This window comes from Rhodococcus wratislaviensis, assembly GCF_041228765.1.
Classification (GTDB): Bacteria; Actinomycetota; Actinomycetes; order Mycobacteriales; family Mycobacteriaceae; genus Rhodococcus_F; species Rhodococcus_F wratislaviensis.
The window spans coordinates 860,001-884,390 of record NZ_CP150488.1; the positions used below are offsets into that span (position 1 = coordinate 860,001).

Below are 24,390 nucleotides of genomic sequence, written 5' to 3' on the forward strand. Positions count from 1 at the left end.
ATCGGGTATGGGATCGACGGTGGGAACTACAGATCGAGGACGAGACGGCCGCTGTCGGCGCGGGACACGCAGATCAGCATCTCGTTCTCCTGCTCGGCGTCGGTGAGCCGCGTCTCGCGGTGATCCGGGGTGCCGGACAGCACCTTCACCCGGCAGGTGCCGCAGAATCCCTGCTGGCACGAATACCCCACTCCGGGCATCGTCTTCTTGATCACGGTCAGCGCGGATTCGTCGGCGGGCACGGTGAGCACCTCACCCGTGCTGAGGAGCTGCACTTCGAACTCGGTGCCGTCGAGCACCGGCGGTGCCCCGAATCGTTCGAAATGCAATGCGGTGGCCGGGCTTCCGGGGAATGCACGGCGTACCGACTCCAGCATCGGCGTCGGACCGCAGCAGTAGACGGCACCGCCCGGTGCGGCGCGCTCCAGCAACTCTTCGGCGGTCGGCAGCCCGAACTCGTCGTCGGGACGGATGAAAACCCGTGACCGATCGAACGTTTCGATCTCGTCGAGGAACGGCATCGATTCCCGTGAGCGGCCGGAGTACACGAACTGCCAGTCCATGCCGAGATCGCGCGCCGCCCGGACCATCGCGAGGATCGGCGTGATACCGATGCCGCCGGCGACGAAGAGCGCACTCCCCTCGCCGACGAACGGAAACCCGTTGCGGGGGCCGCGAACCGTCACCGGAGCACCCGGTTCGAGCGCGTGCATCTCGAGGGATCCACCACCACCGTCGGGGATCCGGCGGACGGCGATACTGTAGCCCGTGCGATCGGACGGGTCGCCGCACAGCGAGTACTGACGTCGCAGCCCGGACGGCAGATGGAAGTCGAGGTGCGAACCCGGCTGCCACGCAGGGAGTTCCGCACCGTCCTCGGCCTCGAACCGCAATTGCACGACGTTCTCGTCCAGCGCGACGACATCCCGTTGGGAAACAACCATTTTCATCGCCACGTCCGGGTTGTGACCGGCGACGCCCGGGTCGTATTCGTACGCGGTGAGAACACGGAGATACTTGGCAGCAACGGCCTCGGTGATGCGCATGGCGCGGTCGGGGCGCGGTCGCCCCTTGATGTCCGGGGGAGCGTCGTGGCGGGGCAGGCCCTGCCCGGTGAGCACCTCCCGCACCTGCGACAGCTTCATCGCTCGGCCGCCTGAGCCGCGGGCGAGGACGCCAGGTACTTCACGGCCTGTGCCGTCGAACCCTCGTTGCTCGGGTGGTACGAACGCGTGAAGTACGTCGACATCCGCTTGCCGAGTTCCCGGGCCGTCGGGAGGGTGCCGCGCTTGCCTGCCGCGAAGAAATCCGTCAGGTGCGGCTTACGCCGGTGCGCCGACCACTGGGCGAGCTCCGGATCGTTCCGCATGAGGAATCGGGTGCCGCGCACCCACAGCCACACGATGACCGGGGTGACGATCACCTGGGTGCGGATCCGCCGGGACTCACGCTTGTCGAAGTACCGCATGACGTCGTACGCCACGGAGCGATGCTCCACCTCCTCGGCGCCGTGCCAGCGCAGCAGGTCGAGCATCGTCGGATGCATCCCGGCGCGGTCGAGCCCCTCGGCGTTGAGCACCCAGTCGCCGAGGAACGCGGTGATGTGCTCGATGGCGGCGATGACCGCCAGCCGCTCGATCAGGTAGTTCTTCTCGCGCAGACCGGTGAGCGGTCGCGGTCCGAGGATCTTGGAGAACGTCCATTCCATCTGCTCGGTGAAGGGCGTCGGGTCGAGGCCCTTCTCCTTCAGGTGCCCCAGCACGCCGGTGTGGGCGTTGGCGTGCATCGCCTCCTGGCCGATGAACCCGACGACGTCGTCGCGGAGCTGCTCGTCCTCGATCAGCGGCAGTGCCTCTTTGAACGTCTCGACGAACCATTCCTCGCCGGCGGGCAGGAGTAGGTGCAGGACGTTGAGGACGTGCGTGCTGAACGGGTCGCCCGGGATCCAGTGCATGGGGAGGTTCGACCAGTCGAACTCCACGTTCCTGGCCTGCAACAGGATGTGGTCCGGTTCGAGGATCGCGTTCCGGGGTGCAGTCGGGGCGGACATCTCATTACTCCTTCGTGCCGGCGGCTGCGCCACGACGAAGGCCTGTGGCACAGTTCACTCGAAAACTTGGAGTAACTGTAACACCGGGTAATAGACAAAACCAGGAACCGAACGTCCGCTCCGGCCTATCCGTAGGTGTCCCGGGGGCCGCGCCCCCGGATGTGCCGTTCCCCTTTTCGCCAGCTCGGAGCGGTCGGACCGGTGATCCGCAACGACTTCACGACACCGTCGCCGACGGCCGCGGCGATCTTCGCGAGAATTTGCGACTGCATCATCCGCAGCTGCGTCGCCCAGGCCGTCGACTCCGCGGAGACGCTGAGAATCCCGTCCCGCAGCCCGGTCGGTTCGGCGTGCGCGGCGATGTCCTCACCGACCACCTGTACCCACCGACCGAGGACCGTTCCCTCCGACACCTTGGGCGACCAGCCGCGTTGTTTCGCGATCGCGTTGGTCAGCGCACCGAACGGCTGCGGGTCGCGGTCGTCCGGCCCGGGACCCGACCATCCGCGTCGACGCCGGGCGCGCAGGGCCCGGACACCGGTTCCGGATCGGCGGCCCTGCCCGACGGATTTTCCGCTCGCCTTCGCCGCGGCACGCGCCTCCTCGAGGGCGCGGCGGGCGAGATCGATTCCCTTCACCTCCGGTTCGGGGGCCGCAGCAGGTGCGGTGGGTTCGGGCTCATCCGTCACGGCGGTCCTCCGTCTCTTCCACGATGTGCGAGATCCGTCCTCGATCGGTGTCGCGGGCCTCCACACCGAATCGGACGGCGTCGAGTTCCTCCGGAACATCTTCCGGCACCGCCGCCGTGATCAGCACCTGTTCCGCGTCCGACGCGACCTTGGCGAGTGCCCGCCGTCGACGACGGTCGAGTTCGGCGAACACGTCGTCGAGCATGAGGACGGGATCGCTGCCGTCCGAACGCAGCAGTGCAAATCCGGCCAGCCGCAACGACAGCGCGAACGACCACGACTCACCGTGACTCGCGAATCCCTTCGCCGGGGTGTCGCCGAGCTGTAGTTCGAGATCGTCACGATGAGGTCCGACGAGACACACACCCCGCTCGATCTCCTTGGAGCGCATCACGGACAGCTCCTGGAGGAACCGCTCCTCGAGAAACGCGATATCGCCCGCCTCGGGCACTCGAGCCGGTTCGGTGAACTCCGGCGGCAGGGAGGAGCCCAGACTCGAGCGGTAGCGGATGCTCGCGGGCCTCGACTCCGGCGCCAGCGATTGGTACGACTCGGCCAGGTGCGGAGCGAGATCGTGGACGAGGTGAAGCCGCCCGGCGAGCAGCTGCGAGCCGTGTGCGGCGAGATGTCCGTCCCAGACCTCCAGCGTGGCAAGGGCACTCGCGCCGTCCTCGCTCGTCTGGCCGCTGCCGCGCGACACCCGTCGCAATGCGCCGCCTGCCGTCTTGAGCAGCGCTGACCGCTGCCGCAGCACCCGGTCGTAATCGGCGCGCACCGCCGCCATCCGCGGGATACGGGAGGTGAGGAGCTCGTCGAGGTAGCGCCGCCGATCCCCCGGATCCCCGCGGACCAGAGACAGATCCTCCGGCGCGAACAGCACCGTCTGCAGAATTCCGAGAATCTCCCGCGGCCGCCGGGTGGGTGACTGGTTGATCCGCGCCCGGTTGGACTTGCCCTCGTTCAACTCGAGATCGACGGTCAGTTCCCGGCCGGTGTTGACGACGGTCGCCCCCGCGAATGCCTGACCGGTACCCGTCCGGATCAGCGGGGCGTCCGAGCTGACCCGATGAGACGACAGGGTGGACAGGTAGCCGAGCGCCTCGAGAACGTTCGTCTTGCCGTGACCGTTGGGTCCGACGAAGACGGTGCAGCCCGGACGCAGGGTGAGGCCGAGGGCGTCCCAGGAACGGAAGTCTCTGAGCGAGAGTGCGCGAACGAACACCTACGTTCCAGAACCGGCTTCTGCCTCGCCTGCCGCCTTCTTCACGGCGTGACCACCGAACTGGTTGCGCAGCGCCGAGACGGCCTTCATCGCGGGGGAATCGTCCTGACGGGACGCGAACCGCGCGAACAACGCGGCCGAGATCACCGGTGCGGGCACGGCGTGGTCGATCGCCTCGAGCACAGTCCAGCGGCCCTCACCCGAATCATCTGTGTAGCCGGAGATCTCGGCGAAATCGGGATCCTCACCCAATGCCTTGACGAGCAGCTCCAGCAGCCACGACCGGACGACCGTGCCCTTGGTCCATGCGCGCAGCACTCCGTGGACGTCCGTGACGAGGTCTTCCGCCTCGAGCAGTTCGTAACCCTCGGCGTACGCCTGCATCAGTCCGTACTCGATGCCGTTGTGGATCATCTTCGCGTAGTGCCCGGCACCGATCGGGCCGGCGTGAACGAAGCCGTCCGCACGCTCACCCTCTGGGCGCAGGGCGTCGAAGATCGGCAGCGCCCGCTCGACGTCCGCGTCCGATCCGCCGACCATCAGCCCGTAGCCGTTCTCGAGTCCCCACACCCCGCCGGACACGCCGCAGTCGAGGTAGCCGATCCCGTGGGAACCCAGCAGTTCGCCGTGGATTTTGTCGTCGGTGTATCTCGAGTTGCCGCCGTCGATCACCAGGTCACCGGTCTCGAGCACCGACGACAGCTCGGTCACCGTGTCCTGGGTGATCCTTCCCGCCGGAACCATCACCCACACGACTCGCGGAGACTCGAGTCGCTGAGCGAGTTCCGCCAGCGACGCCACATCCGTGACCTCGGGGCGTGGGTCGTAACCGACCACCTCGTGCCCGTGCGCGCGCAACCGCTCGCGCATGTTGAATCCCATCTTTCCGAGCCCGACCAACCCGATCTGCATCGTGATCTCCGTCCACTCGTGAGATTTCGTTCGGCAGTACTGATTTCGCTTCCGCGAAACCGTCAGCCCGGGAGACGCACCGGCATCAGCAGGTAGGTATACGCGCTCTCCGGCGCCGCGAAGTTACCCGAATCGTCGGGCTCGATCTCGTCCTCGGTGGCCGGACGCAGCACCGCGGGGCGGCTGGGGGTCGTGAAGCCGAACAGCACCTGCTCGCTGTGCAGCGAAGACAGCCCGTCGATCAGGTAGCCGGGGTTGAAGGCGATGGTGAGCGGCTCACCCTGGAAGACCGCGTTCAACCCTTCCTCGGCGCGACCTGCATCGTCGCCGCCCGCGGAGAGGAGAAGCCCCTCGGTGGAGAACTGCAGGCGAACCTGCGCGCCACGCTCGGCGACGAGGGCCACACGCTTGATGGCCTCGACGAGCGGAGCGATCTCCACGGTGGCAAGTGCCGTGTGCTCGGACGGCAGCAGCTGCCGGAACTTCGGGAACTCCGCGTCCAGCAGTCGGGTGGTGGTGCGGCGACCGTCGTTGACGATGCCGAGGAGGCCGTCGTTTCCGACCGCCGAACCCGAACCGAGTGCCAGCTCGACCGGCGAAGTGGCATCTCCTGCAAGCGTTTTCGCCGATTCGGAGAGCGTCTTCGCGGGGATGAGGACGGCCGCGGTGGTGTCGGGGTTCGCCGGCGACCACTCGAGTTCACGGACCGCGAGACGGAACCGGTCGGTGGCGGCGAGCACGATCGCGTTGCGTTCGATCTCGACACGGATGCCGGTGAGCATCGGCAGGGTGTCGTCCTTGCCCGCTGCGACAGCCACCTGACTGATCGCTTCGGAGAAGACGTCGGCGGGAATGGAGCCGGTCTGCTGCGGCAACTGCGGAAGCTGGGGATAGTCCTCGACCGGCATGGTGGGCAGGGAGAACTTGGCGCTTCCGCACGTGATCAGCACGCGGGTGCCTTCGAGAGTCACGTCGACCGGCTTGTTGGGAAGCGACTTCGTGATGTCGGCGAGAAGCTTGCCGGAGACGAGGACCTGACCGGCGCTACCGACCTCGGCTGCGACCCGGACCTGGGCCGATACCTCGTAGTCGAATCCGGAAACCGTCAACCCTTGCTCGGTCGCGTCCAGGAGAACACCGCCGAGAACGGGGACAGGAGGCCGCGACGGCAGACTGCGAGCGACCCATGCCACTGAATCGGCGAATTCTTCCCGGGAGACACGAAACTTCAGGCTTCCAAGCTCCATCGCCGGGTTGTTCCTCTCGGTAGGCACGGTTGTTCGCCACGGTCGGGCCGTGACCACAGCACTGCAGTCTTTCACAGAGCGGCGATGCATAACCGTATGCCCTCGAGGACGAAGTTGAAAGCGGAACCGTCGCGTCCTCGAGTCGCCGACCGAGGCCTGTGAACCGACGCTGTCCCCAACCCTGTTTTCAAAGAGGTTTTTATAAGAATTAATGAGAAGTACTATTAGGTCCTGTGGAATCTGTGGACGAAGGCGTGTAGACGCAGGTCCTTCCGCGTCGTCGTATGGGGAATTCTCGAGGACAAACTCGAGGACCGATCCGGCACCCATGTGGACTACTCGAGGTTGTTCAAAGTTCTGCACGTTCTGTCCACAGAGATTCCACCTCATCCCCACACTTATCCACAGGTGTGCATGCTTTATCCCAGGTCCTGGCGTCGGCGTGTTGCACCGGCGTGTCGTGTTAGCGGGGGGTCGCGCGAGCCTCGAGTAGGCCCTCGAGCGGTACCTCGAGGACCCGCTCGAGCCAACCCTCGAGGACCGGCTCGAGGAGCCCCTCGAGTTGCCCGCGGGACTGCGGTCCCCCCGAAACGACCTGTGCCCCCGGTAGGCGAGCTACCAGGGGCACAGGAGAGGCAGGGGTCGGCGACTACCTCTTGGAACGCTGCTTGATCCGGGCAGTGAGCTCCTGGACCTGGTCGTAGACCTTCCGCCGCTCCGTCATCTCCTTGCGAATCTTCTTGTCCGCGTACATGACGGTGGTGTGGTCGCGGCCGAACGTCTGCCCGATCTTCGGCAGGGACAGATCGGTGAGCTCGCGGCACAGGTACATCGAGATCTGGCGCGCGGACGCCAGCGGACGTGCCTTGCCGGGGCCGCAGAGGTCGTCGATGGACATGTTGAAGTACTCCGCGGTGACCGCCATGATCGTCGCCGCATTGATCTCGAGACTCGACGAGTCCGGCATCAGGTCACGTAGCACCACCTCGGCGAGCGTGAGGTCCAGGGGTTGCCTGTTCAGGGACGCGAACGCCGTCACGCGGATGAGGGCACCCTCGAGTTCCCGGATGTTGCGTTCGATCCGGGAGGCGATCAACTCGAGGACGTCGTCGGGCACCTCGAGCCGGTCCATTCGGGCCTTCTTGCTGAGGATCGCGATGCGGGTCTCGAGTTCGGGTGGCTGAACGTCGGTGATCAGGCCCCATTCGAACCTGGTCCGCAGTCGTTCCTCGAGTGTCGCCAACTGCTTCGGCGGCCGGTCGGACGAGACGACGATCTGCTTGTTCGCGTTGTGCAGGGTGTTGAAGGTGTGGAAGAACTCCTCCTGGATACCTTCCTTGCCCTCGATGAACTGGATGTCGTCGACCAGCAGCACGTCGGTCTCGCGGTAGCGGCGCTTGAACGCCACCTTGCGGTCGTCGCGGAGGCTGTTGATGAAGTCGTTGGTGAATTCCTCGGTGGAGACGTATTTCACCCGCATCCCCGGGAACAGTCGCTGGGCGTAGTGGCCGGCGGCGTGCAAGAGGTGCGTCTTGCCGAGGCCGGACGCACCCCACACGAACAACGGGTTGTACGCGCGCGCCGGAGCCTCGGCGATGGCGACGGCCGCGGCGTGGGCGAACCGGTTGGACGAGCCGATCACGAACGTGTCGAACGTGTACTTCGCGTTGAGGCTGTTCCCCCCGGTCGCCGACGGTGGAGGGCCCGACGGCGGCTTCGTGAAGTACGACGGCCAGGATTCGTGGACGCTGGCGAGGGCCTCGCGGTCGTCGTCGACTTCCTCGAAGTCCGTCGTGTCGGAGTAGGGCTGATCCTCACCGGAGCCGAAGCGGCGCCTGCGGAACGACCCGGAACTGGTGACGGAAGGCTCGAGGTGGCGAGGAGTGTGGATGGGTTCCGGCTCGGGCCGGTGGTCCCGGCTCGGTGGCTCGGATTCGGGTTCGTCGTCGACCGGGGCCGCGATACGCACACCGAGGCCTTCGACCTGCTCACCGAGATGCCGGCCGAGGGCGTGGAGAATCGGCTCACGGAGATCCCGCTCGATCGCCTCCTGCGCGAAGGGCGACGGAACGGACAGGAGCGCGAAGCCCTGTGCGAGCGTCAGCGGTTTGACGAGCGCCAACCACGCCTTCTGTCCCCTCGTCAGCGGCGGCAGATCGCCGCCGGGCGAATCGGATGTGAGGTCTGCGACGACGTCGATCCAGATCCGTGCGAGCGCATTCGGATCGTCGTTCACGTGGTTCCTCCCCAGTGTGTTCGCGGACTCGGCGCCAGCCGTGCCGAGTCGAGTGTCGGTGCCGTCGTCGAGGTGGAATTGGGAGCTTCCCCGACCTGAGGATGGACCCCGTACGGACCTACGAATATGCCATCTGAACTGTGTTTCCACACAATTATCCACAGATGTGGACAAAGTGCAGACGCCTCCTGTCGAGACGCCGTTGCGTGGCGAGGAGTCCAGATCGAGCGCGCTGACCTGCGCTTATGCATGCGAAACCTGGATGAGTGGGTTCGAGGACCCGGGAAGGGAAGGGTGTCAACAACCCTCGTGGCGATCCGAAGCGGCACACCATCTGTGCCCTGTGGATGAATTGTGGTGAATATGCAGATGAGAACGGTGAAGTCGAGAGCTGGGCACTCGATCAGGGTTCATCGGCGAGACCATGCATAGACGCTAGCAACAGTGTCGGCAAGCTCACAGCGGTTTGGCACATTGGAAGTTGGGGTGCAAGCATTTGTCGATCCTCGGCGTGTCGGTCAACCGATTCGCGGGGGAATCGCAGGTGAGCGAGTTTGACCTGACCGTGAGTGGTAAGTACTCTCGAACAGTCACCCTGTGGTGAGGTGGCGGTTTCGTGCTGGCTCGAGTCCAGTTTCGAAGTCGTTTCATCCCCACCCTGTGATGAACACCTGAGTTTTCGCCAATGTTAGATCCATGACGCCGGGAGGCGTCGATGAACTTCGAGGAGTGTTGACCGTGGCCAAGGGCAAGCGGACGTTCCAGCCGAACAACCGACGCCGCGCGCGCGTTCACGGCTTCCGTCTTCGTATGCGGACCCGTGCGGGTCGTGCAATCGTTTCGGCGCGTCGCCGTAAGGGCCGCGAATCCCTCACCGCCTGATCCCGACACTGGGTTCGGGAGCTCGGGGTGTTGCCTGAGCCGCACCGATTGCGTCGTCATTCAGATTTTTCGCTGACTGTGCGACGTGGTCGTCGGATGGGAAGACGCGACCTGGTTGTGCACGCATTCGACCGTGCACAGGCAGATGAGCTGGTGAGTAGCGGCGGTCCGCGATTCGGACTGGTTGTGAGTAAGGCTGTCGGGCCGGCGGTGATTCGACATCGAGTCGCACGCCGGCTTCGTCATATCTGCATCGACCTCGTGGACGTGGTTCCACCGGGAACCGATGTGGTGATTCGTGCTCTTCCGGGAGCTGCGACTGCAAGTAGCCGGGACCTGGAGAAGCAACTTCGTGCAGGTCTCCTTCGATTGGACCTTCTTGCGCCCGTGAGTAACTCCGCATGAAAAGCGCACTCCACGAGTCGCGCGCCGACACGGCCGAGGCCACCTCCTCGGCCTCTTTCGCGTGGAAGTCGGTCCGTGCGTTACCGGCGCGCACTCTCATCTTCTTTATCGAGCTCTACCGGACGTATGTGTCGCCCCTGAGGATGCCGACCTGCCGGTTCATGCCGACCTGTAGCGAGTACGCGGTGGAGTCCCTGCGTACCCACGGGGTGATCAAAGGCCTTTTTTTGACGGTGGTTCGGTTGGCGAAGTGTGCCCCCTGGCACCCTGGTGGGTGGGACCCGGTCCCTGCCCGTCACGACCGTCATGCGGGTGGCCGACGTTGCTGTCCGGCGAACGTGGACGAACAGAGGAGTACATAGAGCCGTGCTCGACTTCATTTACTATCCGGTGTCCGGGATCCTGTGGGTCTGGCACAAGGTTTTCGGTGCCATTCCCTTCCTGGGTCCGGACAGCGGTATCACGTGGGCGCTCTCCGTCGTGTTCCTCGTGTTCACGCTGCGTGCCGTGCTGTACAAGCCGTTCGTCAAGCAGGTTCGTACGACGCGTCAGATGCAGGAACTTCAGCCGCAGATCAAGGCGCTGCAGAAGAAGTATTCCGGCGACCGCCAGCGTCAGGCCGTCGAGATGCAGAAGCTCCAGAAGGAGCACGGGTTCAACCCCATCATGGGCTGTCTCCCTGTTCTCGCGCAGGCGCCGGTCTTCATCGGCCTGTTCCACGTGCTTCGCTCGTTCAACCGCACCGGCACGGGTATCGGTCAGCTCGGCATGTCGGTCGAGGCCAACGCGAACACGCCGAACTACTTCTTCAGCGTGGAGGACGTTCAGTCCTTCCTGAGTGCCCGACTGTTCGGTGCACCCATCTCGGCCTGGATCACGATGCCGAAGGCGCAGCTCGACGCGTTCGCTGCGTACGGTCCGATTCCCACCGTGCTGAATATCGCGGTCGTCGCGGTTCCTCTGATGATCATCGCCAGCATCGCGACCCACTTCAACTCGCGTGCGTCCGTTGCGCGGCAGAGCCCCGAGGCCGCCGCCAACCCGCAGTCCGCGATCATGAACAAGCTCGCGCTCTGGGTCTTCCCGCTCGGTGTGCTCGTCGGTGGTCCGTTCCTCCCCATCGCGATCCTTCTGTACTGGGTGAGTAACAACATCTGGACCTACGGGCAGCAGCACATCGTCTTCCGTCGCATCGACCAAGAAGAGGAAGAGAAGAAGCAGGCTGCCATCGCACGCCGGGCGGACAACGCTCCGAAGCCCGGTGCACGTCCCGATCTCACCAAGAAAAAGAAGAAGTCCGCGCCCGCAACGGACGGTTCTTCCTCGGCGGACGAGCCGGAGATCGTCGAGGGCGTCGTCGAAGACAGCGCCTCCGATCAGGTGAGTGGTGACGGTTCGGCCGCAGGTACGTCGAAGCCGAAGCCCGGTGCCCGCCCCCAGTCCAACCGCGGAAAGTCCCCCAAGCGCAAGCGGCGCTGATTCAGAAAAGAGAACGAGCATGGCTAGTGAGCCTGACATCGCAGTGGACGGAGATGAGACAGACGTGACTGCACCGACGCAGAACCCGGACACCGAGGTGGATTCCGATTCTGACGACTACCTGATCGAGGAAGGGGAAATCGCCGGCGACTACCTGGAGCAGCTGCTCGACGTACTCGACTTCGACGGCGATATCGACCTGGACGTCGAGGGCGACCGTGCTGTTGTCAGCATCGACGGTGGAGACGATCTCACCAAGTTGGTCGGGCGCAAGGGTGAGGTTCTGGATGCACTTCAGGAACTGACTCGCCTCGCCGTGCAGCAGGCGACGGGTGAACGTAGTCGCCTGATGCTCGACATCGCCGGATGGCGTGCCGGCCGTCGTGCCGAGCTGACCGAGCTGGGTTCCTCGGCTGCGCGCCGCGTACTCGAGAGCGGCGAACGCGAGGAGCTCGCTCCGATGACACCGTTCGAGCGCAAGATCGTTCACGACGCAGTCGCCAAGGTCGATGGCGTTTCGAGCGAGAGCGAAGGCGCCGAGCCTTCACGTCGCGTGGTCGTCATCAAGGACTGATCCACACAAGCATCACCTAGGCGGGGCTCCCGGATTCACCTCCGGGAGCCCCGTCTTTTTGTCTATCCGTATGCCGTGATTCGTCACTTTGACTTCGTTTCGTTTCACGTGAAACACCAACCCCTCCCCTCCCCCACCGAGAGATCGAGTGTCGGCCGATCACGACGCCGCCGTAGTTTGTCGATCCCGGTCCGGATTCGTAGTCGCGCGAGGACTGGATCTGCACCTCGGCATCGATCCGGTCGGCAGGCGCATGCGTGTCTCCTGGTTTCCCCGGGGTGCGCGTCGACGATCCATTTGGCTCGGGGTCGGCGGGCTTGCAGTTCAGGACATTCGCCCCGACGCTGCCGTGGCAGTGGTGGGTCTCGGCCTGGCGGTGGCGCTATCGTCCGATCGCGCCCTCGTCGTCCCGGACCCATACTTCGGAAGCGGAGATCTCAGTTTTCAGTGGCCGCTTACACGTGAATCCGTCGGTGCATTGTGGGTGAAGCGATGAGTTGATCCTCCCGTACTCTTGGCGCGGCCCACTGCTGAAGTCGTGAAGGCGAGTGCTGGATCCACCTACGCCCTCGGCGCCGCCGATCCGGCGACAGTCACCGAACGATCTGTGAGTGTTCGCGATGTCCTGAGACATACGATTCACGCGAGGCTGCGTCGACGCGATGAGTTTGGATCCCGCTCGAAGTCCACATCATCGAGGGGACCGAACCGGTGCCGTCGACTGGATGGAGTGAACGATGAGCGAAGACGAACAGACGATACGGAACCTGATCGAACGCTGGGCGCAGGCCGTGCACGATGGCGACATGGCAGGGGTTCTGGCGAACCACTCCGATGACATCGTGATGTTCGACGTGCCACCGCCATTCGAGGGTGCTCGCGGAATCGATGCGTATCGCGAGACATGGCCGCCGTTCTTCGAATGGCAATCGATGGGTGCCCGATTCGAGATGGTGTCGTTGGATGTGACGGCCGGCGAAGACGTTGCGTTTGCCCATGCCCTCCTCCGCTGTGGAATGGAAGCGGAACTCGCCGACAATCCAGAGAATCGACTCCGCCTCACAGTGGGGTTGCGGAAGGAAGATGGTCGGTGGCTCGTCGCTCACGAGCACCACTCTTTCCCGGACACTACTGTCTGACGCATGGCGGATTCGGAGTTCCCGGACCGTCGTTCTCGAGCGTTTTCGAAGCAATTTAGGTTGTAGTTTCACCCACCCAACCACACCCGGGAGTTTCGTCACTGTGATGATTGAGAAATCAGGGTTGAGTCGAGTGGAGCTGCCGAGAAGGTAGCGTCGGGCAGGCGTGGACGGCTGCTTCCCCTTAGGGAGGTTCGACGCGATGTCATTCGCTGGAGGCTTGCGCCCGCGCGCTCGGGAAGACTGCCGCTGATGCGCGGACGCGGTTGCAGCGACCTCGGTCTGTTCCACGTGAAACCACGACGGTTGTTCCACGTGAAACTGCCCGCGACAAACGCGATGAAGTTCGGACAAGTCTCGCGTGCCACACTCGCGCCGACCGCACCGAGTGGGCCCCGCGCGCGCCGTGATCAATGCGGGCATGCCGGGGCCAAGGATTTAACCGGCCGGGTCTATCGGCACTCTCGAGTTCTGCTCCTGCACGAGTTCGCCTGTTCCACGTGAAACATCCGCGGAGGGATCTCCCCGCTGTCGATCATCAGCGACGGCGAACGACCCAACCCCTCCCCTCCCCCACCGGAAGGGGGTGCGGCTCGACACTGTTCCGGCGTTGCGCGTTCGAGTTAAGGGACATAGTCGCGAGCGAGGGCGGATAATAAAGAAACTGTGTTTGTTGATTTCGCGTTATTCGCGGGAGGATGTTTCACGTGGAACCGAATGGTGGAGAGCCGGCCGAATGGGACGAACAAGCGGCGGCACGCCAGGTGTTCGGTGAACGATTCGATATCGCGGAGCGCTACTACAAGTCGTTGGCGACCGACGGTGTCGAGCGGGGGTTGATCGGACCGCGAGAGGTTCCGCGACTCTGGGAACGTCACCTCCTCAACTGTGCCGTCGTCGGTGAGTTGATCGCCGAGGGCGAGTCGGTCGTCGACGTCGGAAGCGGTGCCGGGTTGCCCGGTATCCCTCTCGCTATCGCCCGTCCCGATCTCCGGATCACGTTGGTGGAGCCGCTGCTGCGACGCTCGGTGTACCTCGCCGAGTTCGTCGAGTCGAACGGTCTGGACGTGCTCGTGGTGCGGGGCCGCGCCGAGGAGTCGGGTGTGGTGAAGGAAGCGGGAGGTGCCGACGTCGTCACTTCCCGCGCGGTGGCACCGCTGGAGAAATTAGCCAAGTGGTCGCTGCCGCTGATCCACGAGCATGGGAGAATGCTCGCATTGAAAGGTTCGAGCGCCGCCGAAGAGATTTCCCGTGATCGCGCTTCCCTGACTCGGTTGGGTGCTGGCAAGCTGGATATCGTGGAATGCGGAGTGGGCCTGCTTCCTGTCCCCACCGTTGTCGTTCGGGCAGAACGTGTACCGAAACGCCGTCAGCGTCGATGACGATGTGCACGGTGACCAGGGAGTGAGTATGTCGAGTAACGAGCGATTCCCAATCGAAGGAGTAGTCAATGTCGGGTGGGCCTGAATCCGCCGTTTCACGTGAAACAGCTTCACGTGAAACCGACCATCAATCCGACCAGGCGACGAGCTCCGGGAACGGAGACGACGGATTCACGGCCCCCTACAACGGAATCTCCGTCGAGGAGACTCCGATCGGTGCGGCCGCGCACCGCGCAAGTCAGGTGCTGCACCCCCACTCGGTGAGCCTGCCGAAGCCACCCGAACGGCGAATCCTCACGATCGCCAATCAGAAGGGTGGCGTCGGCAAGACGACGAGCGCGGTCAACCTTGCATCCGCCCTCGCGGTACAGGGGCTCACCGTTCTGGTGATCGACCTCGACCCGCAGGGCAATGCCAGCACCGCGTTGGGCGTCGCCCACCACTCCGGTGTGCCATCCAGCTATGAGCTTCTCCTCGGTGAGGTGACCGCTGCGGAAGCAATCCAGAAGAGCCCGCACAACGACCGGCTGTTCTGCATTCCGGCCACGATCGACCTCGCCGGCGCCGAGATCGAATTGGTCTCCATGGTCGCCCGCGAGGGGCGGCTGAAGGGCGCGCTCTCGGAGAAGGCTCTCGGCGAGGTCGATGCCGACTTCATCCTGATCGACTGCCCGCCCTCACTCGGACTGCTCACGGTGAACGCGATGGTCGCGGCCAAGGAAGTGCTGATTCCGATCCAGTGCGAGTACTACGCCCTCGAGGGTGTGGGACAGCTGCTGCGGAATATCGAACTGGTGCAGGCGCACCTCAACCCGGACCTCCACGTGTCGACGGTCCTTCTCACGATGTACGACGGTCGCACCAAGTTGGCCGACCAGGTGGCCGAAGAGGTTCGCACCCACTTCGGTGACGCCGTGCTCCGCGCTGTCATTCCCCGCAGCGTCAAGGTGTCCGAAGCTCCCGGGTACGGGATGACCGTGCTCGACTACGACCCCGGTTCGCGGGGAGCCATGAGTTACCTCGACGCGGGACGTGAACTCGCAGCACGCACCGCACACCTCACGAAGCAGGAGCAGCGATGAGTCAGACGCGTAAGGGTGGACTTGGCCGTGGACTGGCTGCGCTCATTCCTACGGGACCGACCACGACGGGACCGGGGCTGGGCAACGCCGCCGCCGACGTTGTGATCGGTGCGGACCGGCGCAACGTACTGACCGCTCCCGCACCCGACTCTTCGGACTCTGCGACCGAGAAGAAGACCGCTCCCGCGTCCACGGGAAACAACGGAGGGAGCAACGGCGCCGACGGCGCATCCGGGAACGGTGCTCAACCCCTCCCCTCCCCCACCGGAGCGGTGTACCGGGAGATCGCTCCCGACCTGATCGAGCGGAACCCCAAGCAGCCGCGTCAGGTGTTCGACGACGACGCTCTCGCCGAGCTCGTCCACTCGATCCGCGAGTTCGGGCTGATGCAGCCGATCGTGGTGCGGCCGCTCGACGACGGCAAGTTCCAGCTCGTCATGGGCGAGCGTCGGTGGCGTGCCAGCCAGGAAGCCGAGCTGGAGACGATCCCGGCGATCGTCCGCGAGACCGGCGATGACGCCATGCTCCGCGACGCGCTCCTGGAGAACATCCACCGCGTCCAGCTGAACCCTCTCGAAGAGGCGGCGGCGTATCAGCAGTTGCTCGAAGAGTTCGAGGTGACCCACGAGGAACTGGCGGCGAAGATCGGCCGCTCGCGTCCCGTCGTGACGAACATGATCCGACTGCTGAAGTTGCCGATTCCCGTGCAACGACGCGTCGCGGCGGGTGTGCTGTCCGCCGGTCACGCTCGCGCCCTGCTGTCGCTCGAGGCCGGAGCCGACGCGCAAGAGGTGATGGCGGCACGCATCGTCGCGGAGGGCATGTCCGTTCGCGCGACGGAGGAGGCGGTGACGCTCGCCAACCGCAGCGACGACCAGGCGGCGCAGCCCGCCCAGCGTCGCAAGCCGATCCAGATGCCGGGCCTGCAGGACGTCGCGGAGCGGCTGTCGGATTCGTTCGACACGAGGGTCACGGTCAGCCTCGGCAAGCGCAAGGGCAAGATTGTGGTCGAGTTCGGTTCGGTGGACGATCTTCAGAGGATCGTTGGGATGATGGAGGCACAGAAGGCCGATTCATGAGCGCCTGAGAGAGGTAGAAGTACCCGCGGGTGATCCGTCACTGTGACAGTGGCCGCTGACGGACCGACTCCAGCAGAACTATCGGGGGCGAATAACGTTGAATACCAGAGGATGTCGAATGATCTGCGGTAGTGACATATGGAGGCTGAGCTAGCCAGTGTCGACTCACGTCACATCGCTCACTCTCGACGGCTTGGACAAGCTCTCCGCCCACGCTCGTCGCTGTGTCTTCTGGGAAATGGATCCCGCGGCCATCCACAGTTCGCGCGGATTCTGCGACCAGGAGTTCGAGAAGGAAGCCTGGCTCTCCATGGTCATGCTCGAATGGGGTTCGTGCGGCCAGGTTGCCGTCATGGACGGGAAGCCGGTCGGCAGCGCCCTCTACGCTCCCCCACGGACCGTGCCGCGCGCGCAGCTTCTCCCGACCGCTCCGGTCGGTGCCGACGCCGTCCTGCTCACCAGCCTTCGGCTCGAGCCTGCCGGGGAAGAACAGAATCTGGGAACCACGTTGATCCAAGCCGTGGTGGCCGATCTGGTGCGCCGCGGTGTTCGCGCGCTCGAGGCGTTCGGTATCCGCAACACCGACGGAACCGGGCCCATCGACACCCATGGGATGGCGTCAGCCACAGCGGCGCGCGAGTGCTCCCCGGAGGAGTGCATGATCCCGGCCGATTTCCTCGAGGACAACGGCTTCGAGATCGTCGCGCCCCATCATCGGTTCCCGCGCCTACGGCTCGAGCTGAACCGGGATCACGGGTGGAAGGAAGACGTCGAGGCTGCCTTGGAGCGTCTGATCCACACCGCGACGGTGAGCATGGTCGACATCGGGGAGCGCACACCTGTCGGTGCGCACTGAGCGTTCGGGAACGAGAAGTCAGGAACGTTCGGAGGAAGACAGCTCTTCGGCGAGCAACTCGGCGAACGTGAACGTTCCGGTCGGCTGATCGTCCTGACCGAGCAGGTACAGACGCTTGACGGAGATGAGGATCGCTTCGGCGATGGCGTCGCGCGCCCGCGGGTTGGAGAGCACCGCGGCGTCGAGGTCGTTGGTGAGGTAACCGAGGTCGATCTGCACGGTCGGCATGTTCGTCAGGCGCAGCAGGTCCCAGGTGCGGCCGTGGGTCCGGCAGTCCTGCAGCGGCGTGCGCGCCACGATTTCCCGCTGAATGAATCCGGTGAGAACCTGACCGATCATCGACGTCGAACCGTGCGAGTTGCCGAAGTGGAAGCTCGCGACACCGTTGGCGGACGGGCTGGTGTTTCCATCGCAGCGCAACGAGATCATCAGGTCGGCATCGAAGGCGTTCGACGTGGAGGCGCGTTCGATGTCCGTGGGATTGGCGTGGTGCGGGCGGGACAGGAACGTCTCCATGCCCGTCGCGGCCATGCGGCCCTCGAGGCGGCTGGCGAGGTCCCACAGGATGTCGGACTCGGAGATCGTGCCGTACGCGGACCGCACGATGGTGCCGTAGGTGTCGCCGCCGAGGCCCGGATCGATGACGATCCGCTTGCCGCTCAGCTGGGGTCCGGAGCTACGAACCATTTCTTCTTCGCTCATCGCATGCGGTGACCCACCGGTGACGCGGGTGCCGAGCAACTCGAGCGACCGCAGGGTTGCCGGACCGCAGATGCCGTCGGCGGCGATCCCGATCTCCCGCTGGAACGAGGACAGCGAATCGTGGGTCTGCGGGCCGAAGAACCCGTCGACGCGACCGACGTAGAACCCGAGATCCTGCAGGCGGGTCTGCAGGGTGGCGACGTCGTCGCCGTAGAGCGGTGCGGACAGCTGGTAGATCAGCGTGCGCGCGCCCAGGCGGTACGACGCCTCTTTCATGGACCGGTACGTGGCAGGACCCACGATTCCGTCGACGAGAAGCCCACGCTGCTGCTGGAAGGCCCGTACGGCGCTGTCCAGGTGGTGATCGAACACGGCGTCGGGAGCGATCCAGTGCGAACCGTTGGTGCCCTCGCGCCGGGTGTCGGCGACGCCGTTGTGCAGGAAACCGAGACCGGCCAGAGTGCCCCGAATCTCAGCGACGGCCGGACCATGGTCGCCGTGACGGAGTCGGTGCATGTTTCAGGGCCTCTCAGTCCGAATCAACGAGTACTTACGAGTCTCGGTACAAACAAAACGATCGATGTGTTCCGGTCGGTCTAGCTGATGCGACTGGAGCACATCGATCGATTGTCTCAGAGATTCCCACAAAATCGGGAATCGCGCGGGGTGTTCGGGTGTCGATCAGAGAACGTCGGCGAGCTCTTTCAGCAGCGCAGCCTTGCCCTTGGTGCCGACGATCGTGTTGATCGGCTTGCCGTCCTTGAACAGGATCAGCGTGGGGATCGACATGACCTGGAAGTCGCGGGCAGCGCCCGGGTTGGCGTCGATGTCGAGCTTCGCGATGGTCAGCTTGTCGCTGTGCTCACCGGCGATCTCCTCCAGGACGGGGGCGATCATCTTGCACGGGCCGCACCAGGTGGCCCAGAAGTCGACGAGGACAGGCTTGTCGCTGGAAATGACGTCCTGCTGGAACGAATCATCGGTGATGGTGACGGTATTCGACACGGGGATTTCCCTTACTCGAGGTGGTCGGTGGGTATTTGTGGAGTGCTAGGCGTCGACCGGTGAGCCGGCGGCGGCGACGGTGTTGGCGGTGATGTCGCCGCGCTCTGCCAGCCAGCGCTCGGCATCCATCGCCGCGGAACATCCGGTGCCGGCCGCGGTGATCGCCTGCTGGTAGATGTGATCGACCAGGTCGCCTGCGGCGAAGACTCCGTCCACGGAGGTGGCGGTGGTCGGCGTCTTGACGATGACGTATCCGGCGTCGTCGAGGTCGACCTGTCCCTTGACGAGTTCGCTACGCGGGTCGTGACCGATGGCGACGAACATGCCGGTGACGTCCAGCGTGGAGGTCTCACCGGTGACGGTGTCGCGGATCACGAGTCCGGTGACGCTGTTCTCGCCCAGGACCTCGACGGGCGCGGCGTTGGTCACGAACCGGATCTTCGCGTTCGCCTTGGCGCGCTCGAGCATGATGCGGGACGCGCGGAACTCCTCGCGGCGGTGCACCACGGTGACGCTGCGGGCGAAGCGGGTGAGGAAGGTGGCCTCCTCCATGGCGGAGTCGCCGCCGCCGACCACGACGATGTCCTGATCCTTGAAGAAGAATCCGTCGCAGGTGGCGCAGGCGCTGACGCCGCGGCCGAGCAACTTCTCCTCCCCCGGAATTCCCAGGTAACGGGCTGCGGCGCCCATTGCCAGCACGACTGCGTGCGCCTGGTAGGTCTCGCCGTTCACGACGACCTTCTTGATCGGGCCGGTGAGGTCGAGTTCCTCGACGTCCTCGGTGCGGATATCGGTGCCGAAGCGCTTGGCCTGCTCGCGCATCTGGTCCATCAGGTCGGGTCCCATGATTCCCTCACGGAATCCGGGGAAGTTCTCGACCTCGGTGGTGGTCATGAGGGCGCCACCGAACTGGGTCCCCTCGAACTGCAGCGGTTCGAGTTCCGCGCGCGCCGCGTAGACGGCTGCGGTGTATCCGGCAGGTCCCGAACCAACGATGATGAGTTCATGAACCGTCGATGGAGTGGTCATGCGGGCCTTCCAGTAGTGAGGGGTGCTCAGTCGTATGGATCAACACAAGACTAAAGGGTGTTGTTCCCCGACTGCAGGTGATACCGGTCGCTCCCCTCGCAGGCGCCCTGATCAGCGCAGAGTCTCCCGGATGACGCAGCGCGTGCCCGTGTAGATGGTGGGCATGCATTTGTTGCAGTGGATGCACAGACCCTCGGGCACGTGCAGGTCGCGGAATTTGTTGACGAGGTCCGGGTCGCGGAGCAGGGCGCGCGCCATCGCGACGAACTCGAACCCTTCGCCGAGCGCGTTCTCGATGGTGTCGAGCCTGTTGACGCCGCCGAGCAGGATGAGGGGCATCGACAGGGCCTCACGGAACTGCCGGGCCATCGGGAGGAAGAACGCTTCCTCGAACGGGTAGGTGGGAAAGATGCGCGGTCCGTACACCTTCAGGCCCCAGCCCACCAACTTGGGCTGTGAGGCAACGAATTCCGCCATCGGGACCTCGCCGCGGAAGAAATACATCCCGTTGAGCAACGAGCTGCCGCCGGTGAGTTGCAGTGCGTCGAGGTGCCCGTCGGCTTCGAGGAGCTGCGCGATGCGGAGACTGTCGTCGAGCCACAGCCCTTTCGGAACACCGTCCGTCATGTTGAATTTGGCCGTGACGGCCATGGAGTCGCCGACGGCGTGGCGCACTCTCTCGACCACTCGCCGGGGGAAGGCCGCCCGCCGCTCCAGGCTGCCCCCGTACTCGTCGGTCCGCTTGTTGAGGTTGGGGCTCATGAACGAGCTGAGGAGGTAGTTGTGGCCGAGGTGGACCTCGATCGCGTCGAATCCGGCGTCGACGGCGTTGCGCGCCGAGTCCTCGAAGTCGCGGGTGACCTGGTCGAGTTCTTCCCGGGTGGCACCCTTCACCAGACCCATGGCGGGCGGGCTGAGGCGCGTGGACGGCGCGAGGGTCTTGGTGCGGTTGGACAGGGTGTTCGCGACCAGACCGGCATGACCGATCTGCGCCGCGACCAATCCCCCTTCGGCGTGAACGGCGTCGGTGAGCCGGCGCAGGTCGGGGATGCGGGCGCGGTCGAGCACGAGGGTGTTCGCGTGGACGCGTCCGCCGGGTGAGACGGCGCAGTACGCGACGGTCGTCAGTGCGGCGCCGCCGCGAGCGACCTCGGCGTGGAAGTCGACGAGTCGGTCGGTGACCCGGCCGCGCGGCATGACGCCCTCGAACGTGGCTGCCTTCACGATGCGGTTGCGCAGCGTCAGGGGACCCAGGCGGGCGGGCTCCCAGATACCGGGGTGCGGTGGAACGGTCATGGTGGTCTGCCTTCGAGGGTGGTGGTGTGAGGGTTTTCAGGCGAAGGTCGCGGCAAGCGCCGCGCGGGCAGGCCGCCAGGTGAGCCCGAGTTCGTCGCGGGTTCGCGAGTCGTCGGTCGGCGTCGCCGAGGTGAGCAGCCAGGCGGCCTCGTAACTGAGCCCCGCGCTGAGGGGTGTGAACTTGCCGATCACGTCGGCGATTCGGCCGATCGTGCGAAAGGTACTGCCCGACAGTGTGATACGCCGGAGTCGACGGCCCGAGGAGTGTTCGAGTACGTCGATGAGCTTGTTGAACTCGACGAGTTCGCCGCCGCAGACGTAGCGCCGGGGACCGCGACCTGGATGCATCGCCGCAGCGTGGACCGCCGCGACGTCGCGCACGTCGATCATCTGCATTCCGCCGTCGAACCGGGGCGCCACCCTGCCGCTGACGATCGCGCCCCAGCCCTGTTCGGTGACGCCCTGCGTGGATCCGAGCCCGGGACCGACGACGCTCGTCGGGTAGGTGATTACCACGGGGGCGCCCGCGTCCTGGAGCGCGCGGGCGATGCGATCGGCGGCGGCTTTGGTCCGGCCGTACGCGCTGCGGCCCGACGCCGTCGGACTGTCCGGTCCGATGACGGCGTCGCGCGACGGAAACAGGGCACTGAAACTCGCGACGTGGATGATCGGGTCGAGTCCGAGGAAGGCCGCCCGGGTGAGAATCGCGGCGGTGGCCTGCGTGTTGATCTCCCACATCAGCTGCTCGCGACGGTCGTCGGTGCCCACTACCCCGGCAGCGTGAAGCAGGGCGTCGCATCCGTCGAGGAGGCGTGCGACTGCCGCGGTGTCACGGATGTCGCCGACCACCCGCTCGATCCCCGCGGCGTCGTCCCCGGCTGCGGTGAGCAGGTGATCGGAGGATTCGGCGGGTAGCACCAGCAGTCGAACCGTGTGGCCGGCAGCGAGGAGCGCCAGCGTGGTGTGGGCGCCGACGTATCCGGTGCCGCCGGTGACCGCGATCTTCATGTGCCCGCCCTGTTCGAATTACGATGCCACTGGACTCGTAATAGGTACGATATAGCGCGGAAGGCACTTCTGTCCCACAATTCGAACCAATGAATGCAACTGGAACCGGCCGCCCCCGCGACCCGCGGATCGACACCGACGTCCTCGCGGTCACCCGGGCCATGCTCGTGGAGTCGGGCTGGGAACAACTGAGCATGCGCGCCATTGCGACGCGCTCCGGGGTGAGCAGGGCGTCCATCACCAGACGGTGGCCCTCGAAGGCCCACCTGGTTCTCGACGCCATCCTCGGTGCGACACCCGACCTGACACCGTTCGAGGGCACCGATCGCGAAGGCTGGATCCGCTGGGTGGTGACCGGCAGCGCCGAATTGTTCTCACGACCGGAGGTGCGAGCAGCCACGCCGGGTCTGCTGGCCGCAATCCGGGACCACGACGATCTCCGCACCGCGCTCTGGCGGGGATTCAGCGGGCCGAGCACTCAGCTGTTCGGGAGCGAGGAATCCGAGGACGGTGGTGGGTCGAGCACCGCGACGGCCGTGCTGGTGCTCGCAGCCGGCGCCGCACTGTTCACGAGCTTGATCGCCGTCGAGGACGACACTCCGGAACTGCGTGCGAAGATCCTCGAGCTGCTCATGCCGGTCGCCCGTTCGGAGCAGGAAAGATCCTGAGAATCAACCGATATCGGTGACAGCGATCGTCGCCGGGCCGCCCGGGCCGCACTCGCTGCCCACCACCAGGGCCGTGATCTGCGGCGGACGCGGCGCGGCCACCAGCAGCAGCACCCCCGGAACTCCGTCGAGGCGAACCTCACCGGAACCGAGAAGCGGGCGGGACTCCTCGATACCGTTGGCGCGCAGGCATTCCGCCAATTGTGCGGGATCCGCGAGCGGTCCGAGCTGCCTCGAACCGATCACGGTGAGGAGACGTCCGGAGTCGAGATCGCTGCCCAGATCGAGAACGGCTGGTGTCGGCGACGTTTCGGAACTGGGCAGGGCAACGGCCGGTGTCTCGGGTTCCCGACTGTCCGGCGTGACGACCGCGACGGCCACCACGACCGCGGCCGCCGCCGCGAACGTTCCCGCGGCCGCGGCAGCCCACTTCCGTCGCCGGGCGAGCGGTACGACGGTGTCCTCGGCAGGTGTGTCCCGTTCCGCGGCGAGAGCGCGGTTGATGCGGTCGGCGACGTCGGCGGGAATCGGGGTCGAGACGGAATGATCGCGTCCGAGCGCACCGAGCTGATCGGTGACCCGGTCGAGTGCGTCGATGACGGCCATGGCCTGCGGGTCGTTCCGGACGAGCGGCCACAGGCGGTCGCTGACCGACTCCGGGAGCACTCCGGCGTGCAGATTGGCCAACAGGTCCTCGGAGTACGGCGGTGCAGGCAGCGCGGCATCGGACGGGTGGGATTCACGGTCGGCCATGGCACCTCCTCACCGATTCATCGTGGTCCGGGACGTCGGGACACTTCCCCGCTCCTACTACGTTTTGACGCCCCGGAGTCATGATCGGTTCCCCTCCATCCGAAAATATTCGAGAGAGGCGGCCAGCTTCTTCCGGCCGCGGGCGCAGCGGCTCTTCACGGTGCCTTCCGGAACCCCCAGCAGGGTGGCCGCCTCGCTGGTCGAACGACCCTCCAGGTCGACGGCGACGATCGCGGTCCGCTGATCCGGCGGGAGTTGCGCCAGTGCGCGCTCGACCACCAGGCTGAGCTCCACCTCGGAGACGTAATCGCGCGCGTCGCGCGGTTCGTCGTCCTCGTCGGCGGACAGGGACACCGCCGGACGGGCCTTGTTCCGGCGGATGCGGTCGAGGCAGGCGTTGACCACGATCGTGTGCAGCCAGCTCCGGACCGCGGCGTCCCGGCGGAACGAGCCCGCGTTGCGGTGCGCCGACAGCAGCGCCTCCTGCAGGGCGTCCGCCGCATCCTCGGTGGTGTAGCTGGTGCGTTTGGCGACGTGCCACAGATGGTCGTAGTGCCGTCCGAGCAGCGTCTCGAAGGCGTGCCGATCTCCGGCGACGTGCGCAGCCAAAAGGTCGACGTCCGAGGGCTCACCCTCGGAATCCCCCCGGAAGATTCGCACCGGCGGATGTTAGCTCAGTTCGCCGGTCCGCGAGC

At 65.3% G+C, this 24,390-nt stretch carries 25 protein-coding genes; 11 read left to right on the plus strand and 14 right to left on the minus strand.

Translation table 11 applies throughout. The features are described 5' to 3' along the window. Positions 1–26: 26 nt before the first annotated feature. From WKC72_RS03930 to dnaA, 7 genes are all read right to left on the minus strand, one after another. Positions 27–1,145: a PDR/VanB family oxidoreductase gene (locus WKC72_RS03930; RefSeq protein WP_112300302.1), complete on the minus strand. Its 1,119-nt coding sequence runs from the start codon at positions 1,143–1,145 to the stop codon at positions 27–29. Next, the gene (locus WKC72_RS03935; protein ID WP_370181805.1) at positions 1,142–2,050 is read right to left on the minus strand and encodes a metal-dependent hydrolase; all 909 of its coding nucleotides are present in this window, start codon (positions 2,048–2,050) and stop codon (positions 1,142–1,144) included. Before WKC72_RS03935 ends, WKC72_RS03930 begins: the two co-directional genes overlap by 4 nt. A 125-nt stretch (positions 2,051–2,175) precedes the next feature. Next, positions 2,176–2,739 carry a DUF721 family protein gene (locus tag WKC72_RS03940; RefSeq protein ID WP_037234944.1) on the minus strand — a complete coding sequence of 188 codons (564 nt, stop codon included), beginning with the start codon at positions 2,737–2,739 and terminating at the stop codon, positions 2,176–2,178. Beyond that, on the minus strand, positions 2,729–3,961 hold the full coding sequence (recF, locus tag WKC72_RS03945; RefSeq protein ID WP_037234942.1) for a DNA replication/repair protein RecF: 1,233 nt from the start codon (positions 3,959–3,961) through the stop codon (positions 2,729–2,731). The genes WKC72_RS03940 and recF overlap by 11 nt, the downstream gene beginning before the upstream one ends. Continuing rightward, positions 3,962–4,873: a phosphogluconate dehydrogenase (NAD(+)-dependent, decarboxylating) gene (gene gnd / locus WKC72_RS03950; RefSeq protein WP_037234936.1), complete on the minus strand. Its 912-nt coding sequence runs from the start codon at positions 4,871–4,873 to the stop codon at positions 3,962–3,964. Between the two features lie 62 nt (positions 4,874–4,935). Beyond that, a complete protein-coding gene (gene dnaN, locus WKC72_RS03955; RefSeq protein WP_005249107.1) occupies positions 4,936–6,120 on the minus strand; it encodes a DNA polymerase III subunit beta in 1,185 nt (394 codons plus the stop codon). 649 nt (positions 6,121–6,769) lie between these two features. After that, the gene (gene dnaA / locus WKC72_RS03960; protein WP_037234935.1) at positions 6,770–8,356 is read right to left on the minus strand and encodes a chromosomal replication initiator protein DnaA; all 1,587 of its coding nucleotides are present in this window, start codon (positions 8,354–8,356) and stop codon (positions 6,770–6,772) included. A 738-nt stretch (positions 8,357–9,094) separates the two neighbouring features. Between dnaA and rpmH the strand changes: the two genes are divergently transcribed. From rpmH to WKC72_RS04010, 10 genes are all read left to right on the plus strand, one after another. Further along, positions 9,095–9,238: a 50S ribosomal protein L34 gene (rpmH, locus tag WKC72_RS03965; RefSeq protein WP_005263481.1), complete on the plus strand. Its 144-nt coding sequence runs from the start codon at positions 9,095–9,097 to the stop codon at positions 9,236–9,238. 27 nt (positions 9,239–9,265) lie between these two features. Further along, positions 9,266–9,643, plus strand: a complete 378-nt coding sequence (gene rnpA / locus WKC72_RS03970; protein WP_128640516.1) for a ribonuclease P protein component — start codon at positions 9,266–9,268, stop codon at positions 9,641–9,643. Continuing rightward, positions 9,640–10,005 carry a membrane protein insertion efficiency factor YidD gene (gene yidD / locus WKC72_RS03975; RefSeq protein WP_370181806.1) on the plus strand — a complete coding sequence of 122 codons (366 nt, stop codon included), beginning with the start codon at positions 9,640–9,642 and terminating at the stop codon, positions 10,003–10,005. Before rnpA ends, yidD begins: the two co-directional genes overlap by 4 nt. Positions 10,006–10,009: 4 nt before the next feature. After that, on the plus strand, positions 10,010–11,122 hold the full coding sequence (yidC, locus tag WKC72_RS03980) for a membrane protein insertase YidC (protein WP_370184253.1): 1,113 nt from the start codon (positions 10,010–10,012) through the stop codon (positions 11,120–11,122). Positions 11,123–11,141: 19 nt separating this feature from the next. Continuing rightward, a complete protein-coding gene (locus tag WKC72_RS03985; protein WP_037234922.1) occupies positions 11,142–11,696 on the plus strand; it encodes a protein jag in 555 nt (184 codons plus the stop codon). 737 nt (positions 11,697–12,433) lie between these two features. Continuing rightward, the gene (locus tag WKC72_RS03990; protein WP_112300298.1) at positions 12,434–12,835 is read left to right on the plus strand and encodes an SgcJ/EcaC family oxidoreductase; all 402 of its coding nucleotides are present in this window, start codon (positions 12,434–12,436) and stop codon (positions 12,833–12,835) included. 698 nt (positions 12,836–13,533) lie between these two features. Further along, the gene (gene rsmG / locus WKC72_RS03995) at positions 13,534–14,217 is read left to right on the plus strand and encodes a 16S rRNA (guanine(527)-N(7))-methyltransferase RsmG (RefSeq protein WP_005249117.1); all 684 of its coding nucleotides are present in this window, start codon (positions 13,534–13,536) and stop codon (positions 14,215–14,217) included. A 68-nt stretch (positions 14,218–14,285) separates the two neighbouring features. Then, complete coding sequence (locus WKC72_RS04000; RefSeq protein ID WP_128640519.1) at positions 14,286–15,299, plus strand: ParA family protein; 1,014 nt, start codon at positions 14,286–14,288, stop codon at positions 15,297–15,299. Beyond that, complete coding sequence (locus WKC72_RS04005) at positions 15,296–16,378, plus strand: ParB/RepB/Spo0J family partition protein (RefSeq protein WP_037234914.1); 1,083 nt, start codon at positions 15,296–15,298, stop codon at positions 16,376–16,378. The genes WKC72_RS04000 and WKC72_RS04005 overlap by 4 nt, the downstream gene beginning before the upstream one ends. Before the next feature lie 157 nt (positions 16,379–16,535). Continuing rightward, positions 16,536–17,234, plus strand: a complete 699-nt coding sequence (locus WKC72_RS04010; protein WP_005560833.1) for a hypothetical protein — start codon at positions 16,536–16,538, stop codon at positions 17,232–17,234. An 18-nt stretch (positions 17,235–17,252) separates the two neighbouring features. Here WKC72_RS04010 and WKC72_RS04015 read toward each other — a convergent pair whose 3' ends face one another. From WKC72_RS04015 to WKC72_RS04035, 5 genes are all read right to left on the minus strand, one after another. Next, the gene (locus WKC72_RS04015; RefSeq protein WP_009476734.1) at positions 17,253–18,452 is read right to left on the minus strand and encodes an N-acetylmuramoyl-L-alanine amidase; all 1,200 of its coding nucleotides are present in this window, start codon (positions 18,450–18,452) and stop codon (positions 17,253–17,255) included. 165 nt (positions 18,453–18,617) lie between these two features. After that, a complete protein-coding gene (trxA, locus tag WKC72_RS04020) occupies positions 18,618–18,941 on the minus strand; it encodes a thioredoxin (protein ID WP_005249122.1) in 324 nt (107 codons plus the stop codon). Positions 18,942–18,986: 45 nt separating this feature from the next. Continuing rightward, positions 18,987–19,970: a thioredoxin-disulfide reductase gene (trxB, locus tag WKC72_RS04025; RefSeq protein WP_007301433.1), complete on the minus strand. Its 984-nt coding sequence runs from the start codon at positions 19,968–19,970 to the stop codon at positions 18,987–18,989. A gap of 111 nt (positions 19,971–20,081) precedes the next feature. Continuing rightward, positions 20,082–21,266 carry a 4,4'-dithiodibutanoate disulfide reductase gene (gene nox / locus WKC72_RS04030; RefSeq protein WP_370181809.1) on the minus strand — a complete coding sequence of 395 codons (1,185 nt, stop codon included), beginning with the start codon at positions 21,264–21,266 and terminating at the stop codon, positions 20,082–20,084. A gap of 36 nt (positions 21,267–21,302) precedes the next feature. Beyond that, positions 21,303–22,274: an NAD-dependent epimerase/dehydratase family protein gene (locus WKC72_RS04035; RefSeq protein WP_370181810.1), complete on the minus strand. Its 972-nt coding sequence runs from the start codon at positions 22,272–22,274 to the stop codon at positions 21,303–21,305. Between the two features lie 89 nt (positions 22,275–22,363). On the opposite strand from WKC72_RS04035, the gene WKC72_RS04040 reads away from it, so the two are divergent. After that, positions 22,364–22,942, plus strand: coding sequence for a TetR/AcrR family transcriptional regulator (locus tag WKC72_RS04040; RefSeq protein WP_037234900.1), 579 nt, complete (start codon positions 22,364–22,366; stop codon positions 22,940–22,942). Between the two features lie 3 nt (positions 22,943–22,945). On the opposite strand, the gene WKC72_RS04045 is transcribed toward WKC72_RS04040, so the two are convergent. Both WKC72_RS04045 and sigM read right to left on the minus strand, forming a co-directional pair. After that, positions 22,946–23,695 carry a hypothetical protein gene (locus tag WKC72_RS04045; RefSeq protein WP_370181811.1) on the minus strand — a complete coding sequence of 250 codons (750 nt, stop codon included), beginning with the start codon at positions 23,693–23,695 and terminating at the stop codon, positions 22,946–22,948. Between the two features lie 78 nt (positions 23,696–23,773). Continuing rightward, positions 23,774–24,355, minus strand: coding sequence for an RNA polymerase sigma factor SigM (gene sigM / locus WKC72_RS04050; protein WP_128640523.1), 582 nt, complete (start codon positions 24,353–24,355; stop codon positions 23,774–23,776). Positions 24,356–24,390 lie beyond the last annotated feature (35 nt).

Excerpts from the sequence above, each read along its gene's own strand:
- WKC72_RS03930 (WP_112300302.1), bottom strand. The coding sequence starts at position 1,145 with ATGAAGCTGTCGCAGGTGCGGGAGGTGCTCACCGGGCAGGGCCTGCCC.
- WKC72_RS03935 (WP_370181805.1), bottom strand. The coding sequence starts at position 2,050 with ATGTCCGCCCCGACTGCACCCCGGAACGCGATCCTCGAACCGGACCAC.
- gnd (WP_037234936.1), bottom strand. The coding sequence starts at position 4,873 with ATGCAGATCGGGTTGGTCGGGCTCGGAAAGATGGGATTCAACATGCGC.
- dnaN (WP_005249107.1), bottom strand. The coding sequence starts at position 6,120 with ATGGAGCTTGGAAGCCTGAAGTTTCGTGTCTCCCGGGAAGAATTCGCC.
- yidD (WP_370181806.1), top strand. The coding sequence starts at position 9,640 with ATGAAAAGCGCACTCCACGAGTCGCGCGCCGACACGGCCGAGGCCACC.
- WKC72_RS03985 (WP_037234922.1), top strand. The coding sequence starts at position 11,142 with ATGGCTAGTGAGCCTGACATCGCAGTGGACGGAGATGAGACAGACGTG.
- WKC72_RS03990 (WP_112300298.1), top strand. The coding sequence starts at position 12,434 with ATGAGCGAAGACGAACAGACGATACGGAACCTGATCGAACGCTGGGCG.
- rsmG (WP_005249117.1), top strand. The coding sequence starts at position 13,534 with ATGTTTCACGTGGAACCGAATGGTGGAGAGCCGGCCGAATGGGACGAA.
- WKC72_RS04000 (WP_128640519.1), top strand. The coding sequence starts at position 14,286 with ATGTCGGGTGGGCCTGAATCCGCCGTTTCACGTGAAACAGCTTCACGT.
- WKC72_RS04005 (WP_037234914.1), top strand. The coding sequence starts at position 15,296 with ATGAGTCAGACGCGTAAGGGTGGACTTGGCCGTGGACTGGCTGCGCTC.
- WKC72_RS04015 (WP_009476734.1), bottom strand. The coding sequence starts at position 18,452 with ATGCACCGACTCCGTCACGGCGACCATGGTCCGGCCGTCGCTGAGATT.
- trxB (WP_007301433.1), bottom strand. The coding sequence starts at position 19,970 with ATGACCACTCCATCGACGGTTCATGAACTCATCATCGTTGGTTCGGGA.
- nox (WP_370181809.1), bottom strand. The coding sequence starts at position 21,266 with ATGACCGTTCCACCGCACCCCGGTATCTGGGAGCCCGCCCGCCTGGGT.
- WKC72_RS04035 (WP_370181810.1), bottom strand. The coding sequence starts at position 22,274 with ATGAAGATCGCGGTCACCGGCGGCACCGGATACGTCGGCGCCCACACC.
- WKC72_RS04040 (WP_037234900.1), top strand. The coding sequence starts at position 22,364 with ATGAATGCAACTGGAACCGGCCGCCCCCGCGACCCGCGGATCGACACC.
- WKC72_RS04045 (WP_370181811.1), bottom strand. The coding sequence starts at position 23,695 with ATGGCCGACCGTGAATCCCACCCGTCCGATGCCGCGCTGCCTGCACCG.